This is a genomic window from Brachyspira pilosicoli (assembly GCF_036997485.1).
Lineage (GTDB): Bacteria > Spirochaetota > Brachyspiria > Brachyspirales > Brachyspiraceae > Brachyspira > Brachyspira pilosicoli_C.
In genome coordinates, this window is the sequence record NZ_JAWLPU010000006.1 from 17034 (window position 1) to 34355 (window position 17322).

General features: G+C 28.5%; 21 protein-coding genes and 1 riboswitch. Of the genes, 8 read left to right on the plus strand and 13 right to left on the minus strand.

All coding sequences use genetic code 11. The annotated features are described in order from the left end of the window. Positions 1–26 precede the first annotated feature (26 nt). The 8 genes from R4I97_RS11765 to R4I97_RS11800 all read left to right on the plus strand — a co-directional run bounded on the left by R4I97_RS11765 (position 27) and on the right by R4I97_RS11800 (position 8034). Complete coding sequence (locus R4I97_RS11765; RefSeq protein ID WP_335785226.1) at positions 27–584, plus strand: hypothetical protein; 558 nt, start codon at positions 27–29, stop codon at positions 582–584. Positions 585–704: 120 nt separating this feature from the next. Next, on the plus strand, positions 705–1229 hold the full coding sequence (locus R4I97_RS11770; protein WP_335785227.1) for a hypothetical protein: 525 nt from the start codon (positions 705–707) through the stop codon (positions 1227–1229). Between the two features lie 41 nt (positions 1230–1270). Further along, positions 1271–1406: riboswitch (cobalamin riboswitch) on the plus strand. 66 nt (positions 1407–1472) lie between these two features. Next, positions 1473–2024: a hypothetical protein gene (locus R4I97_RS11775; protein ID WP_335785228.1), complete on the plus strand. Its 552-nt coding sequence runs from the start codon at positions 1473–1475 to the stop codon at positions 2022–2024. 16 nt (positions 2025–2040) lie between these two features. Next, the gene (locus R4I97_RS11780; protein WP_335785229.1) at positions 2041–2565 is read left to right on the plus strand and encodes a hypothetical protein; all 525 of its coding nucleotides are present in this window, start codon (positions 2041–2043) and stop codon (positions 2563–2565) included. Positions 2566–2577: 12 nt separating this feature from the next. Further along, the gene (locus R4I97_RS11785; RefSeq protein WP_335785230.1) at positions 2578–3159 is read left to right on the plus strand and encodes a hypothetical protein; all 582 of its coding nucleotides are present in this window, start codon (positions 2578–2580) and stop codon (positions 3157–3159) included. Between the two features lie 41 nt (positions 3160–3200). Further along, on the plus strand, positions 3201–5147 hold the full coding sequence (locus R4I97_RS11790) for a TonB-dependent receptor plug domain-containing protein (protein ID WP_335785231.1): 1947 nt from the start codon (positions 3201–3203) through the stop codon (positions 5145–5147). A 309-nt stretch (positions 5148–5456) separates the two neighbouring features. Next, complete coding sequence (locus R4I97_RS11795; RefSeq protein WP_335785232.1) at positions 5457–6893, plus strand: ethanolamine ammonia-lyase reactivating factor EutA; 1437 nt, start codon at positions 5457–5459, stop codon at positions 6891–6893. Positions 6894–6903: 10 nt separating this feature from the next. Beyond that, positions 6904–8034 carry a 1-propanol dehydrogenase PduQ gene (locus R4I97_RS11800; protein WP_335785233.1) on the plus strand — a complete coding sequence of 377 codons (1131 nt, stop codon included), beginning with the start codon at positions 6904–6906 and terminating at the stop codon, positions 8032–8034. A 370-nt stretch (positions 8035–8404) separates the two neighbouring features. On the opposite strand, the gene R4I97_RS11805 is transcribed toward R4I97_RS11800, so the two are convergent. The 13 genes from R4I97_RS11805 to R4I97_RS11865 all read right to left on the minus strand — a co-directional run. After that, entirely contained in the window at positions 8405–8869 is a 465-nt protein-coding gene (locus R4I97_RS11805; RefSeq protein ID WP_335785234.1) for a cupin domain-containing protein, read from the minus strand. A 21-nt stretch (positions 8870–8890) separates the two neighbouring features. After that, entirely contained in the window at positions 8891–10192 is a 1302-nt protein-coding gene (locus R4I97_RS11810; RefSeq protein WP_335785235.1) for a haloacid dehalogenase-like hydrolase, read from the minus strand. Between the two features lie 18 nt (positions 10193–10210). After that, entirely contained in the window at positions 10211–11344 is a 1134-nt protein-coding gene (locus R4I97_RS11815; RefSeq protein WP_335785236.1) for an ethanolamine utilization protein EutH, read from the minus strand. A gap of 28 nt (positions 11345–11372) precedes the next feature. Further along, entirely contained in the window at positions 11373–11648 is a 276-nt protein-coding gene (locus tag R4I97_RS11820; RefSeq protein WP_335785237.1) for a BMC domain-containing protein, read from the minus strand. Between the two features lie 8 nt (positions 11649–11656). Continuing rightward, entirely contained in the window at positions 11657–11971 is a 315-nt protein-coding gene (locus tag R4I97_RS11825) for a hypothetical protein (RefSeq protein ID WP_335785238.1), read from the minus strand. 17 nt (positions 11972–11988) lie between these two features. Further along, positions 11989–12534 (minus strand): BMC domain-containing protein, encoded by a 546-nt coding sequence (locus R4I97_RS11830; protein ID WP_335785239.1) that lies wholly within the window; start codon positions 12532–12534, stop codon positions 11989–11991. Further along, positions 12531–13901 (minus strand): 4Fe-4S dicluster domain-containing protein, encoded by a 1371-nt coding sequence (locus R4I97_RS11835; protein ID WP_335785240.1) that lies wholly within the window; start codon positions 13899–13901, stop codon positions 12531–12533. The genes R4I97_RS11830 and R4I97_RS11835 overlap by 4 nt, the downstream gene beginning before the upstream one ends. A 27-nt stretch (positions 13902–13928) precedes the next feature. Continuing rightward, positions 13929–14198 carry a EutN/CcmL family microcompartment protein gene (locus R4I97_RS11840; RefSeq protein ID WP_335785241.1) on the minus strand — a complete coding sequence of 90 codons (270 nt, stop codon included), beginning with the start codon at positions 14196–14198 and terminating at the stop codon, positions 13929–13931. A gap of 13 nt (positions 14199–14211) precedes the next feature. Beyond that, a complete protein-coding gene (locus tag R4I97_RS11845) occupies positions 14212–14844 on the minus strand; it encodes a hypothetical protein (protein WP_335785242.1) in 633 nt (210 codons plus the stop codon). 1 nt (position 14845) lies between these two features. After that, entirely contained in the window at positions 14846–15691 is an 846-nt protein-coding gene (gene eutJ, locus R4I97_RS11850; protein ID WP_335785243.1) for an ethanolamine utilization protein EutJ, read from the minus strand. After that, positions 15688–16323, minus strand: a complete 636-nt coding sequence (pduL, locus tag R4I97_RS11855; protein WP_335785244.1) for a phosphate propanoyltransferase — start codon at positions 16321–16323, stop codon at positions 15688–15690. Before pduL ends, eutJ begins: the two co-directional genes overlap by 4 nt. Then, entirely contained in the window at positions 16316–17077 is a 762-nt protein-coding gene (locus R4I97_RS11860) for an ethanolamine utilization protein (RefSeq protein ID WP_335785245.1), read from the minus strand. The genes pduL and R4I97_RS11860 overlap by 8 nt, the downstream gene beginning before the upstream one ends. 30 nt (positions 17078–17107) lie before the next feature. Further along, positions 17108–17322: BMC domain-containing protein (locus R4I97_RS11865; protein WP_335785246.1), on the minus strand; the 215-nt coding region annotated here is incomplete at its 5' end.

Consider the following 17322-nt stretch of genomic DNA (forward strand, 5'->3'; position numbering starts at 1 on the left):
TTAATTTAAATAAAGGAGCATTATTTATGCAAAAACAAATCAAAATCTTATTAACTCTATTAATGTCTTTAGCCTTGGCAGTATCATGTGCTAGCCCAACTGATCCAACTGACCAAAATAATCAACAAATAGTGATAAGCCCAGGTGTTGGAAGTCGCGGATATAGATTTGTAGCAGATGAAGCTATTTTAAATTTAGACTGGACAAATCAAAATAAAGCAGACTATTTTAAAACTAATTGGATGAACACTTTTACAAATCAAACTATATATAAAGAAGCTGCTCTTACAACAATTACAGGATATACTGATGCTGAAGCTAATTATTATGACAAAGCTAATTATCCTGATACAGTTAGAACGAGATTTAAATTCGTTACAAATGTTACAGACAATGGAAAAGAATATATAGGTGCTGTTTATTACGATGAAGGTTCTTATTTTGGAAATTTATGGCGTTTAATTTATATAACTGAGAATGGAGAAGAGCAAGCATTTTGGGGAAATGGCAATAACGATCCTAATACTGTACCTACATCTTGGAGTAAATATAATTTTTTCTTTGGATATATAAAAATAAATTAATCTAATTAAATACTAAATATATATAAAGGAGCGGTTAATAGCCGTTCCTTTTACTGTTAAATTATAAAAATTATAATAAAAGTTTTATATAATAAATGTTTAGTATATAGGAAGCTTATTATGAAAAAACAATTTTTATCAATATTAGCAATTCTATTATTTATTTCATGTACAAATCCAAATAATCCAGATAATGAGAATAAGCAAATTATCATGGATACAACAAATTGGAAAGAAAAAGCAAATTATAAATTATTACAACAAGTATGGAAAACAGAAGCAGCAGCAACAATGTCAAAGGTATTCAAATATGCAGATGCTAATAATACAGCGGCTCTTAATTCATATAATACATATCCAAATGTAAATGGTATGAATTATAATATGGTTATAGAGGCAATAGGATGGATATCTGATACTGAAGGCATTATGTACGGCAAATATAAATACATCTCTGATTATACTTTACTTAACAAATATTATGCAATAGCATTCAAAAATTTAACTGAAAGCAGTGTAGATTTTTCTGAAGCTTCATTAGCTGATAAAAAATACACAGAAACTTTAGAAGAAGCAACTAATACTTTTAGAATAGAAAGCAATGCATTTAAAACTTACAATAGTTATACAGTGTATATTCAATAAAATATAAAATACCATTTTTAAGTTTATTTATAAAATTGATTGATATAAAAAATATATTATATATAATTATTAAAAATGGGAATGAAGGTGAAAATCCTTCGCTGGCACGCAACCGTAAAGCTTAATTCATATAAGAATTAGCAAAGTCGGATACCATTAAAATTAGTCGAGTGCACTATCAATCATGCACTCCTTTATTATTAAATAGCTTTTTATTTTTTATTTATATAAAGGAGCATTGTTATGCAAAAGCAAATCAAAATTTTACTAACACTTTTAACTGTATTAATATTGTCAATATCCTGTGCTAATAATAATCCAAATAACCCGAATGAACAAAACAATAATAATCAAATAGTAACTCCTTCTTGGAAAGAAAATCTTAACTTCAAAACTTTAGCTAATATATGGCAGGGTACAGATGTGGCTTGGACTGGTGAAATTTATGAAATAAAAGATAATGGAGATAAAGGAGTAGAATTTTTTACATACGGCGGAGGTTATGGTATAGTTTCATATTCTATGACTGTAGAAGAAATAGTATGGACTTCAGACACAGAAGGTATGATGTATGGACAGTATACAAAAAGTTGGGACCCGAGTTCTGTAGGAAAATATTATGCGGTTGCTTTTAAAAATTTAACTGCTTCAACAATATCTATATCAGGAGCAGCTGATTATGTAAATAATATTTGGGTTGCAGATTCATTAGAACAGGCAAAAGAAATATTCACCACAGAAAAAGGCTCATTTTCAGAATATACAGCTTGTGTTCCATATACTGGAAATAAATAAAATATAGGAATTTCTTATGAGAAAAAATTTTTTATATATATTAGCAGTAGTAATGCTATTATCATCTATTTCATGCACAAACCCAAATAATCCAGATAATCAAAATAAAGATGTTGTTATGGATATGACAAATTGGAAAGATAAAACTAATTACAAATTGCTGCAAAAAATATGGCAAGGAACGTCAGGAATATTTCAATATAAAGATGCTGAAAATGTTTATCAAGGAAGTCTTATTTTATACGGCAGTGTATATGGCGGAGATATGAAATACACTATGGCTATAGAAGCAATAGGCTGGATATCTGAAACTGAAGGCATTCTGTACGGCAGATATACATTTAATATGTTAGATTTCAGTTTAGCAGGAAAGTATTATGCAATAGCATTTAAAAATTTAACAGAAAACAGTGTAGAACTTTCTGAAGCTTCATTAGCTGATAAAAAATATACTGAGAATTTAGACGAAGCAACAAATACTTTTACAATAGGAAGCGGAGCATTTGCTTCTTATAATAATTATACAGTATACAATAAATAAAAAGGAATTAGTATGAAAAATATAATCAAACCTTTAATTACTATATTAATAATATTGGCAGTATCCATTTCATGTACTGAGAAATCAGCAACAGACCCAAGACAAGAAACAACAGAAACTATAGACAAAGAAAACGTATCAGGTGTAGAAATAGGGAATGGATATAATGGAACTGTTTATTATGGCAATCAATCTTTTACAGGAGAAATAACTCAGCAAAAAATTGAAGAACTATGGAAGAACATGGTTAAAAATAAAACCATATATGCAACTTCTACATATACTACAATAACAGGCGAATTTAAAGATGATGCGAACTATTATGAAACAAAATGGGATAATGGCGCAAGTGCCAGAACAGTTTTTAAAAGATGTATAGTATGCAAATATAGCGGAAAAAACTATATAGCTGGAATATATTGGGATAATAAAACAGGTGTCGGCATGTTAATACGTTACAGACTTATTATAATAGATGAAGAAGGTGTTGAACAGGCTTGGTATGGCGGAGGAAGTGATGCTAATGTAATACCAGATGAAAAAACTAGCGATTGGGTTAAATATTGGTGGCCTTTTGGTTATATAAAACTCTAAAAAGCAAAATACATAAATAAAAATTTAGAAGAATTAGTAGTATGAAAAAATATATCTTGACATTATTTATATTTACAAATTTTTTATATACACAAACTTACCTTATAAGAGAGCTTAAAGGCGGTATTTGGGTTACTTCTCAAGTAGAGATAACAAACAACACTCAAACAAATCAAAATAAACAAACATCTCTTCCTAAAACTCCTATCAAATCAAACAGCCGTATCATAACTTCCGAAGAAATAGATAGAATGGGGTATAAAAATGCTCAAGAGGTACTTGCCAATCAGCCCGGCTTCGTTAATAAGGGTACTTATATGGGTAATGAGGTAGTTGACCCTGCGGGAGCTAATGGGGATAATATAAAGATATATGTTAATGGTGTACTTATGAACACTGCTAAAGGAAATGCTGATGCTGGTGTTGATTTAAGAAGAATACCATCAAATTTAATAGAATCTATAGAAATAATAGGAAATTCTATATATATAACTACAAAAACTCCTGCTCAAGATATACTTTTGGTTTCATTAGGCTATGGTGCGTATAATACTGTAAGGCCTTCTATACTATTCTCTAGAAATATTGATGAACATCAAATTTTTACTTTTACTGCAGATTCATATTATAGCGACGGTAATTATTATTATGATTTTACTAATCTATCAGGAAATAGAGTACAAGGGAATTTTAGAGATAATAGACAGTTTATTGCCAATTCATCTGCCAATTATAAATATACATTTAATAATAAAAACTTTATAAATGTATTTGCTAATGTATCATATTCAAGCTCTGCAGCACAATATGAAATCCCGCCTGTTAATAAAACAGACTCTTGGTTTACTTTTACTACCCTTACATCTTCAGTATCATATAATGGATTTTCTGATATTTTAGATTATAATATTATTTTATCATATTTATTTGATTCATTTGTAGACAGACCATATTTTCAAGACGGTAAATTTGTATCAGATTATAAATCACATGCCGTAGCTTTAACTACTTCTCTATCAAGGATGGATGAATTTATACCTAACACTATTACAATGTATAATAAATTAACCCCAGAATACAGATATGATATATTAACAGAAGATACAAATGCAATAGAAACCAATTTTTATTATTATCCGCAAAGACATTCAGTTTCTTTGAAATATGAAATGCAGCTTTCTTTCGGATATTGGGATAATGGAACACCTATATTCACACTACTGCCAAGCATAAAATATGAATATCAAAATGAAATATTTACAAATCAAAAAAATAAAAATTATTTGGCATATAATGCCGGATTTAATTTAAATTTTTATAAAGGATATGCATTATATTTTGGTTATATGAGTGATTATACAGCTCCTACTTTTAATGATCTTTATTATGGAGTATTTAGTAATCCTCAATTGCTTCCAGAAAGCTATAATCAATTGCTAACTAAATTAACAATAGAACCTGTAACCAACCTTAAAATAGAAGCTTCTTACGCATACACCATTTACACAAACAAAATAATTTGGCTCAGTAATGTGCCTGAAAATGTGGATACAGCAACTTCGCATATAGTTAGTTCAAGCATAGGTTATGACATACCTTTTGCTGAGTACCATAAAATAAAAACAAAAGTAGGCTATTCTTATCAGCTTGCCTATATGGGTGAAGATAAACTGCCTAAAATAGGTCTACCAGAACATGTTGTAACAACATTATTAGGATATGATTTTATACCAAGAAACAAAATATTAAGCTCATTATCATTAAATATTTATTATACCTACTCTGCTCCAAGACCTTTATCAGATTATAGACCTATACGGTATTCTGAAGTATTCCACGATTTTAATATATCATTTTATTCTATATGGTTTGAACATTTGATATTTTCTATGCATTTTAAAAACATATTTAACAAAACTCCTATACTTTCAACATACTCTGTTGCTAAGCCTTTTACTTGGGAATTTGAAATAGGATATAATTTTTAATAAAATAATTGTTCGTATAAGTTTATTTTTTAAAAAATTAAGTTTTAAGTCCTGTATATATTATTACTGCATATATACATATTTAAGCGTATTAGTAATTAAAAACATGTAATTAACAAAGAGTTTTTATTGTCAACTTAATTTTTTATAAGAATGTATGTAAAGCCATATATAACTAAAGAAATATATATATTTCAACTTTTTATATTAAAAAATTATAAAAATAATCACTACTAAACAAATATTTTTGCAAAAAAATATTGACATATAAATATATGTATATATAATTTTACTATAGAGGTATTATATATGGATAATATAATAAGTGTTGGAATAGATGTAGGTACAACAACAACAAATATCATATTCAGTAAATTAACAATTCAAAACTTATCAGGTATATCAAGAGCCCCTATAATAAAAGTTATAGATAAAACTATCATATATAGAAGTGAAGTCTTTTTTACCCCTCTATTATCATCAAGTGATATAGATGTATCATCGCTTATGAATATAATAGAAAAAGTTTATAAAGATGCTAAAATAGATAAAAAATCTGTTCAAACTGGTGCAGTTATAATTACAGGTGAAACTGCTAGGAAAAAAAATGCAGATAAAATATTACAAGAATTATCTTCATTTGCTGGTGATTTTGTAGTTGCCATAGCTGGAAGTGATTTAGAAAGTATAATAGCTGCTAAAGGTTCTGGTTCTTCAGCTTTATCTAAAGCCAAATTAGCTAATATTATTAATTTAGATATAGGCGGAGGTACTACTAATTTAGCATTCTTTAGCAATGGAGTCGCTCTAAATACTACTTGTTTGGATATAGGCGGTAGAATGATAGAGGTAAAAGATGGTAATATCTACAAAATGACAGATAAATCAAAAAAAATAATAGATGATTACAAATTAAATATAAAAATAGGTGAAAAGGCTATTATAACTGAAATATTAAAATTCTGTGAAATAATGGAAAAAGCTATATGTGAAATATTATTCTTGTCACCTAAAACTTCTCTTTCTCAATATTTTATCACCAACCATGATTGGGATATAGATAAATTTGATTATTTAACTTTTTCAGGAGGAGTGGCTGATTTTATATATAATGCCCCTACTGCAATACCAAATGACCCATTTAAATATGGAGACATAGGTCCTATACTTGGATATGCTATATATAAATCTCAATTAATACCTAAATCTTCATTTTTAAAAGTATTAGAAACTCAACAAGCTACTGTAGTGGGTGCTGGTGCTTATAGTGTAGATTTAAGCGGAAGTACTATACATTATATAAAAGAATTGTTACCATTAAAAAATATTCCTATAATAAAATTAAGCAAAAAAGAAGAAGAAGATTTATTATTAGGACATTTAGAAGGCATAAAAAATAAAATAAATTGGTATGATGATGATGAAATTATAGCATTGTCATTTATAGGAAATACAAGACTTACTTTTGACCAATTGAATAAATTAGCCGATAATATAATAGAGTCTTTTGATTCTATTATAAAAAATAATAAACCTATTATAATAGTAATAGAAATAGATATGGCCAAATCTTTGGGAATAACTTTAAAATCTAAATTAAAGGATAAGTACCCTATTATTTGCGTTGATAATGTTGTTGTGGAAAATGGAGATTATATAGATATAGGACTGCCTATAGGAGATGAAGGAATGGTTGTTCCTATTATGATAAAAACTTTAATATTTAATGAAAAAAATAATTCATAGAGGTCTTATTATGGAATTCATGTTAAACACTAAAATAATATCTGGAAACAACTCTTTATTAAATTTAGATTTATCAAAATCTAAGCGTGTTTCTATATTTACAGATAATAATATGTTAAAAATAGGCTCATGTAATTCTACGATAGAATTAATGAAAAGAAATAATATTGATTATGAAATTTTTTCTGATATAGAACCTGACCCTAGTTTTGAAATAGTTATTAAATGTTTAAATAAAATTTTAACATTTAATTCTGATACTATAATAGCTATAGGCGGAGGTTCTGTAATAGATACGGCTAAAGCTGTAATATATTTTGCTTTAGAAATTAATAAAAGAATATCAAATTCTGCAAATAAGCCTTTATTCATAGTAATACCTACAACAAGCGGAACTGGTTCTGAAGTTACTTCATATTCTATTATAACAGATAAAGAAACTCATAGGAAAGTCCCTATCGTTTCTAATGAAATGTTGCCTGATATAGCTTTGTTGGATTCTCAATTCACTTTAACTGTGCCTCCTAGGATTACTGCAGAAACTGGTATGGATGTTATGGCGCATGCTTTTGAATCTTATGTATCTATTAATGCCAATGCTTTTACAGTGCCTTATAGTGAATATGCTATAATTGGAGTTTTCAACAATATTGCTAAAGCTGTTAATAACGGAAGTGATGTAAATGCACGTATAGCTATGCATGAAGTTTCTTGTATAGCGGGAATTGCCTTCAATAATGCTGGTTTAGGCCTAATACATGCTATGGCACATGCCCTTGGAGGCAGATTTAGACAGCCGCATGGCAGAGCTAATGCTATACTAATGCCTCATGTTATAGAATACAACGCTAAAAAATCTAAAGAAGCTGCTAAAAAATATGCTAAAGTTGTAACATTATTAGATATAAATAATATCAGCAATGATCTTCAAGCTTGTAATGTATTGAAATCTATTATCTTGGAATTGAATAAATCTATAGGAATTAATCAAAAAATTACAGATTATGGTGTAGATAAAAACGAATTTGAAAATGCTATATCAGAAATGGCTTCAAATGCTTTAAAAGATGTTTGTTTGTTAACTAACCCAGTTAAACCTACTCTTGAAGATGTAAAAAATATATATAGGAACCTTATATAATAACCTATTACAAAAAGAGTTTTTATTATAATAAATCTTATATATAATAGATTAAAAATTACATATTAATTTACTTTGATAAATAGTTTTTTATGTAAGTAAATTTTAGTTTATTAAAATACTATATTTTTTAATAAAAAATATAGTATTTTTTTTGCTTAAAAATAAATAATATGAGTATTATTATATTTAATAATCATAAAAATCTTTCTAATACATTAAAGTTAGTTTTTTTAATAAAGCAAAGCGCTAAACTGTTTTATATAAAATAAGATATTTTCAAAAAAGCGTCATTTTTCAATAAAAAGTTCCATAGATAAGATATTTTATCTTTTCTATGGAACCTTATTTTATTTATTAGCAATGTAAACTATTGACTTTGCCAGTCAGCAGGATAAACTATATACAAAAATTTTGTATAAAAAGGAGTACTAAAAACTATAGAAGAACCTTTTGGAATAAAAATTACTTCTCCTTGTTTAGCTTCAACAGTACTTCCATCAGGATTTTTGATAACAAGAGTACCCTCAAGAACCACATCCATCTCATCATAATTAAGTGTCCAAGGGAAATCGGTATTATCTAGTTCCATCAAACCGCAGCCTAACCTAGGACTCTCTTCAACAGTAAACATATCAGTTATATAAACATTATTATTAATATCAGACTTAAGTTTATTAGCATCAGTATCAGCTACCGATCTTTTTAACACCCTTAATCCACCTGTTTGAGAAGATGCAGCTGATGCATTAGTAGTTTGCCCAGATGCTGTTCCAGTTTTCATAAAATCACTAATAACTTTTACTATAACAGATTGAATATCTTTTTCTTCCATAAAAAGAGCTCTCCTTATAAATTATTTCTTTAAATTATCATTTAATAATTTAGGCTCCTGAGTACCCATTTTTATTGTAGATTCCTCAACTCTAAATTCTCCTTTATTCTCATCTCTTCCTTGCATTACATATCTTGAATCCAACTTACCTTTTTGCTCAACTGCCATAAGACTTAACTTAGCAAAATCGTCAGTTCTTAAACGGTTTATAATAAGAGTTAATTGAGTTTCAGGAAAATCTGTAGCCATATAATAATCACCTTGGCTATCTCCAGCAACGAACACAGGACCATATCCATATTTAGAAACCAAAGCACGTTTTATAGCCTCTGTTTTACCTTGCTGTTGAGTTTGAGGCCAATTATCTTCATACTCAGAAGTCAATTTTCCATTCACAACTTTTGTTCTCATAGCTATTACATTTTCTTTAGGAATATTATAAGTATATTTAGGTAAAGAAGCAAATACTTCTACTACATTTTGATGAGAAGCAGAACAAATGTAAACATCAATTCCATTTGCCATCAATACATTAATTAAATCAGCCATTTCAGGTTCAACTCTAAGCCCATCTTTATATCCATCTAAAGATATAATTCCTGCCTGACCAGGCATAGTTTCAGGGCTAGTCAAAGTATAAGTAGCAATTTCTCTTCCCAAAGCATAATCATTAGCTTTCTCAGCTATAGCCGCAACTTCCTCTGGAGTCATTCCTGTAAATGAATATAAAACCCAAGGATAACTTATATCAGCACTAAAAGTAGCTCCTATAGCTTCATATAAATATGCATACTTAGCTTGAAAATCTTTAAACTGATCAGTATTTCTAATATCATCTAATGACATCTTCTTACCATTTATATAATTATCATATAGAAATTTATAATCAGAATCTAAATCTGCTCCTATCTTATCAATATTTACAGGCTCACCATTTTTATTATTATAATCAGCAGAAAAATTATCTTTTGGAATATTTTTTCTAATTAAAACTGAAAATTCCTCTGGTGTAGCTTTAAATTCTAAATTATTTATCATATATCTAAACATAGATTCCTGTGTATCATTAAATATACAAGTCTGATCCCAATCGAAAACAGCATAAGGTTTTTTATTACTGTCATAATTTGAACTTTTTATACCATTATCATCAATTAGTTTTTGAAGTCTCGCTCTTGTATCTGGCGCCCATTTATTTTCAGATAATGATGTACTATCAGTTTTTACTGCATTATTATTATTATTATTATTATTATTATTATTACAGCTTATAGAAAATATTAAAACACATAAAGCTATAAATAAATAAATTCTACTCTTCATATTAAAGGTACTCCATTATTAAGATTCTTTTTCATCTTTTGTCAAAGCAATATTACTTATTAATATAGCAACTATAATTGCAGTAATACCTCCAACAAGTTTAGCAACTATCATAGGGAAAATCATATTACGGTACATTCCTTCAGCGTATCCAGCAGTAAATCCTAAGTGGTCTCCAAAAGTAAAAGCAGCACTAACAGCAAAAGCTACGTTGATTATTTTACCTTTATTATTCATGTCTTTCATAATTTGGAACATAGGAATATTATTAGCTAAAGTAGCAACAAGTCCAGCTGCACCTATATCATTCATTCCTAATTTTTTACCTATAGCTTCTAATGGTTTCTTAGCAACTTTTGTAAACACATATACCAAAGGAAAAGCACCAGCTAATACTATAGCTATAGCACCTATAGTAGCAATACCATCAGATATAGGAGCCATAGTAACTTCTTTTCCATCCATAGTAAATTTAATTATTTGAACGCCAACTAAAGACTCAACAATAGCTATAGCCAAAGCTATTGTAATAACAGCAACCAAAATTTTAGAGAAAATATTAAATGCTTTTATTAAAATATCTCTTATGAAGATTAATCCTAATACTAACAATATAGCAAATATAACTATAGGTATAAGATTCTTAATAATGAAAATTAAACTATATCCAGCAACTATACCGCCAAAAAAAGCACCTATTGGTATAGTAATAATACCTGCCATAACACCTAAAGCTAAATATTTATGATCTGATTTGTCTATTATACCTAAAGCTACTGGTATAGAAAATACGATAGTAGGTCCCATCATAGCACCAACTATAAATGCTGCAAACTGTCCTGCATTAGCATCTTGAGCTAATTCCAAAGCAAGAGGCGCTCCGCCCATATCATTAGCAAGAATAGTTGTAGCAAACATTGCAGGGTCTGCACCTAAAGCAGTATAAATAGGAACTATTATAGGACGAAGCAAAGCAGCTAATACAGGTGCTAAAGATATAACACCAACCATAGCTAATGCTAAAGATCCTAATGCATTAAACCCCTCTTCAAACTGAGCTCCCAAACCAAATTTGTTACCAAGTACTCTGTCTATAGCACCCAATACCATAAATACAACCATAATATAAACTATGATTTCATTAATACTCATATAAACTCCTTGTTTAATTTATTTTTATTTAAGGTATAATATTCCATATATCATTATGCGGATTAGCAATTATAGTGTATCTATATTTATGTTTTAATTTCTCTATAGAACACTTAGCACTATTTATAGCTTCTTTAACATTAGAAATATCTCCTGCTATTATAATAACAACAATACCTGCTCCTATTAATTCTTTATCTATTACTTCTACATCAGCTGTTTTCAAAAGAGTATCTAAAGCATTAATTGTAGCAACATATCCTGTAGTTTCAATTATTCCTACAGATAAATTTAAGTTTTCCATTAAAGCAATTACTTAATCCTATTTAACACTTCTATTATTACATTTTTTATAACTTTTTCATCTGTTATATTAAACTTATTTATTAAAATTTTTGTTATACTCTTTATTATATCATCATCATTATAAACATTATTGGAAACATTATCTTTGCTGCAACATGATGTAATATCATTTTTATAAACGATGCTAATACCGTTAGCCCTCATTACATCCATAGCACTTGATGTAAATATTACATTAGAATCTACTTCTACAACTCCTGATTTATTTTTTATAAATTCAGAAATGTTTTGAGTACTATAAAGTATTTTACCTTTAGACATAATATATGGCTCCTAAATTATAAAATAGAATTATACAAATCATCTATAGGAGAAGGTATAACAGAAAAATTAACCACAAGTCCATTTTTTTCAGCTTTTCTAATTCCTGCCCTAACCGCTTCTTCCACCGCACTAACTTCCCCTGTAAATGTAACGTAAGACTTTCCTCCTATAGCGAAACCCAATCTAACGTTCACAAGTGATATATCACTAGCTTTAACAGCATCATCAGCACCTTCTACTGCTGAAGCTATAGAAAAATACTCTATAACTCCTATAGCAGCTCGAGGAAAATCTCCAACTGTTCCGTTAATAGCCTGTATTACGCTATCGTGTATATTAGCTATTACAAAAGAATTAATTACAGAAGGTCCTCCCATTTCTATTCCCACATTCTTTGACTCTTCTACAGCACCTACTTCTCCACTAAATATCACAATATATTTTCCAGGACATATAGAATGTGCTCTTAATATATTAACATTAGCTGTCTTTCCTATATAATCTGTAACTAATATACCTTTAGCTATACTGTTCAATTCTAACATTCCTATAGACTTCATTTAATATTCTCCCCATTTATAACTATTTTTTCACTATCAACAGTTTCTACAATACCATCTATGCTTGAATGAATATTTGCACCAACCTTATCCATTGGTACTGTAGCTATAAGCTGTCCTTTAGTAACAGAATCACCAACATTTACAGTTGGAGATGCTGGCATTCCTATATGTTGACTTAATCCTATAGATACTTTAGGAAAATTTATTTCTATTGGATTGTCTATATCTACATCAACATGATAATATTTATCCAAACATAATAAACTTACCAATCTATCTGTTGAAACTCTTCTATAATTTATAGCAGGATTTACTCCACTATTTTTGAAATTCCTATCAGGTTTTATATTAGCTTTTCTCAAAAGAGATTTAACATATATATTCATATTAGATGGGTTTATTCCCATAGGGCATGAATAAAGTTCACATATTCCGCATTCACAACAGAAATGTGCTTCCTTTAACACATCTAAAGTATTTTCATTATTATTCTCTATATTATCCAAATCAGCAAAAGCAACAGAACGCATAACTAAATGCGGATTTATTTTATGACCCAATAAATTTCTTGGACATAATTCAGAACAAAAAGAACATTGTATACAAGAACACTTTGCTAAAGCTTTCATTTTTGCATAGTTTATATTCTTCTTTTTTACTAAATAATGGTCTTCATCAATAACTATTAATGCACCAGTAGTTTTCTTAACAAAAAGTTCTTTCGTTTTTTCTATAGGGTAATATTTTCCCATCATAGGACCGCCAACTATTACATATTTATTACTATCTGATACACCAACTTTATATAAAATATCTCTTAAATTTGCCCCTATAGGAACATTTATAATACAAGGGTTATTAACTTCACCTAAAATAGATATATATTTTGAAGTAACAGGAATATCATTCAAACTATCATAAATATTACATAATGTAGCAACATTAAATACTACACAACCAACTTCTAAAGGTATTCCTCCAGCTTTAATTACTCTATTAGTAATATTATATACCAAAGTTTGTTCATCGCCTAAAGGATAGAAACTATCAAAAGTTCTTATTTCTATAGGAGCATTTTCTTCTTTAATAACTTTATTTAAAGCTTCTATTTGCTTTATATATTTTTTCTTTGTTCCTATAATTATATATTTAGCAGATATTTCTTTTCCTATTATAGACAATGCTTTCACTATCTTTTCTGCATATTTCAACATTAAAAACTGATCTGTCTTTAATAGAGGCTCACACTCAGCCGCATTAGCTATTAAATATTCTACTTTTTCAGGCAATTTTATATGTGATGGGAAACCTGCTCCACCAGCTCCAACAATACCAGCATTATATATTTTTTCTTTTAAACTCATAGATAACCCTTCATTCATTTATATTATTTATTGTAAATCTACCTGATCTACAATACCTACTATAACTGCATCTATAGGAAGCATATCTTTATCACCCTGTGCTTTTCTCGCTCCGCTGCCAGAAGTAATAATAACTACGTCTCCAATACCTGCACCTATATAATCGCAAGCTATAACAATACCCAACTCTTTTTGAGTATCCGGCTCAAAAACTCTAGTAATTAAAAGTTTATTTCCAGACAAACTTTCTTCTTTTTTAGTAGCCCATACACTTCCTATTACTTTTGCTAATACCATTTAATAATTCCTTTTATTTATATAAAATATTTATTTTCTTTTCTTTAATATAGTCAATAACAAGAGGAGTGATAATTGCCTTATTACTAACTATAATATTAGAACAATTATTAATAACATCTGCAATATCAGATTTAGTAATAATTTTTTTATCTGTAAGATCAACAGTACTTTCTTTATTTACAACTACATTTTTATCATAAAAATATTGCAAAAATGTATTATTATCATGAATTAACAAACCATAAGATTTCGCTATATTTTCTAATTCTGTCAATTTAGAAAGCAATGCATTAGAAGCAGTATTATTATAATTATTAAATCTTTTTATATCTTTCAAAGCTATAACTTTTTTACCAGACAATAAAGCATTAAGAATAAAAGAAATATTATCATCTTTATACAAAAGATTAGATATGCAAGATAACATTTCTACAGATAAATCATCTACTACAATTATATTATAATTATCTATATTTGCATTGTTTACATTTGATGCTATATCTAACTTGTATCCAATAGATTCTAATTCATCTTTAAATAAAAAAGTATCATTATTTGATAAAACAAACATAGAGTTAGCTAATTTACCATTTATCTGTTCAATAACAGTCAATACAATTTTTCTAATTAATGCATCATCCATATTAAACCTCTATAACTTTATTAGCTATTAAGCTTACTGCTATTCCTAAAGGAGTTACTAAAAAAGGATTTTTCGGCTTTATAGTTTTAATTTTAGTTTCTTTTTCTATAATGCTTTCAAATCCATCTAAACATACAGTACCTCCAACTAAACAAATAACATCAACATTATAATTAGCTATATGTTTTTTAATAATACTTCCAACTTTTTCAATAACAGGAACTACTATTCTAAATATTTCTTTTGAGTTATTTTTATCTTTCTTTTTTTCTTCAGCTTCAGTAAAAGAAATACCATAATTACCAGCTATTGTAAGCGTTAAGTGCGTACCGCCTGTAGCTTCATCAGCTGTATAAACCATTTTACCATTTTCAAATATAGCTACTCCTGTAGTACCGCCTCCAACATCAACTACAACACCATTGTCTATATTTAGTACATAATTTGCCGCTTCAGGTTCTTCTACTATATTTAAAACTTCAAAACCCGCACTTTCAACTACATATTTATGTGTAGAAACAGATTTAGAATGCACACCAGGAGGCATAGCAATAGCAGCATTTACTAATTCTACACCAAGTCTATTCTCAAGCTTATGTTTCAATTCTTTAACAATTTCACATGCTTTTGAATAGTTAACTACTAATCCATCTCTAACAACCTCTGCATATTGTAATTCAGTTGCTATAGGATTGCCTTTTGAATCTAAAACAACCAAAACTATATATGCCGTTCCCAAATCTACACCAACATACAATTTTTCTTTTGGATCAAAGCTATTAGTTTGTTTTATAGTACTATCTGTTCTATCAATAAGTTCATCAACATGCTGAAACGAAAAACTCATAAAATAATTTCTCCATATCCTTGAGACAACAAACCGCAAGCATTAGCCTCATCAAAATCTATATGCATAGCTGGCATAAATTTATTACTAACTCTTACAACTACCTCATCAAATATTAAAGATCTAATACCATAAATTTTAACTTTAACTATTTGGCCATTTTTTAAATTCCATGCATTAGCATCTTCTTCACGTAAATGAACATGCCTTTTAGCAATTATAACAGAATTTTTCGCTTCTATACTGCCATTTTTAGTAGCTATAGTTATAGTTCCAGCTCCTTGTAAATAGCCAGATTCATTTATAGTTATATCTTTTACACCTAATTGTCTAGCGTCTGATAAAGATAATTCAACTTGAGTGTCTTTTCTTGCCGGACCAAGTATTGCTACATTATCCATTTTTGATTTTGGACCTATAAGACTAACTCTTTCTTCACTTAAATATTGTCCAGGCTGAGAAAGGTCTCTTTTAGGGGTTAAAGAATAGTTATTACCAAAAAGGACATTTAAATCTTTTTCAGACAAATGAACATGTCTAGCAGAAATTTCCACTTTGATAATCTTTCTATTTTTAATCTCATTTCTAATTGAATTAGAAAGCATATTAAGAAGAATTGGTTCCTCAAGCATTTAACACATCCTTACCAGTGTATGCCATTAACATTAATATATAAATAGCACTACTCATACGATTTAATAATTTAATAAGGTCATCTCTGTCATTTTTCAAAGCATTGTAAGCAGCTAATTCTACTTCACGCACTGAAGTTCTTATTAGATTAAGCTTTATAACTGTAAAAGGCATCTCATCATTAACAAATATATGGTCGCAGCCAAAATATTCTTTCGGGTGATGAGATATATTTCTAATATCATCTGGGCTTAAGCCAAATATACTATCAAATTCCAAATTCTTTTCTGTGGCCTCAGAATATAATATTGTATGTACAATTTTTTGATATTTCTTAAGATAATCCAACAATTTATCTTCATGTCTCTCTCTAAATTGATGTTCTATATCTATAATTAAAGAAAGCAAACTGTCTAATTTACCTCTAAGAACTATTCTTGGATGGCTTTTTTCAACTAATACATTATTATATAAATGAGTATAATTTTCAGGTTTAACATCTAACTGTTTTTTTGTTTCATAATCTATATAATACTTAATATTATCTATTTCTCTTATACCATAAGATTTTGGATTTGATGTAGAACTTCCTGTACTATGAGCATTATTAGACTTTATTTTAAGTTCTATTTTTCGAGAAGCTAAATATTCTTTAGCAGAAGGAGTTACGAAAACCCCTTCTGATATAAAATATTCTGAAACATTTTTATTGAAAATTTCACTTCTCAACATTTCTTCTGTTAAAACTTTCATAGATAACCCTATTATATTACATTTAGTTTATTATTCTTTACTATTTACTGTAGAATTAGGAAGCACAGTTTCAACTTCTTCATGAGGTCTAGGTATAACATGTACGCTTATTAATTCTCCAACTTTAGCTGCTGCTGCTGCTCCTGCATCTGTTGCTGCTTTTACAGCACCTACATCACCTCTAACCATAACAGTAACTAAACCGCCGCCAACTAATGTTTTACCTACTAAGTTTACATTAGCTG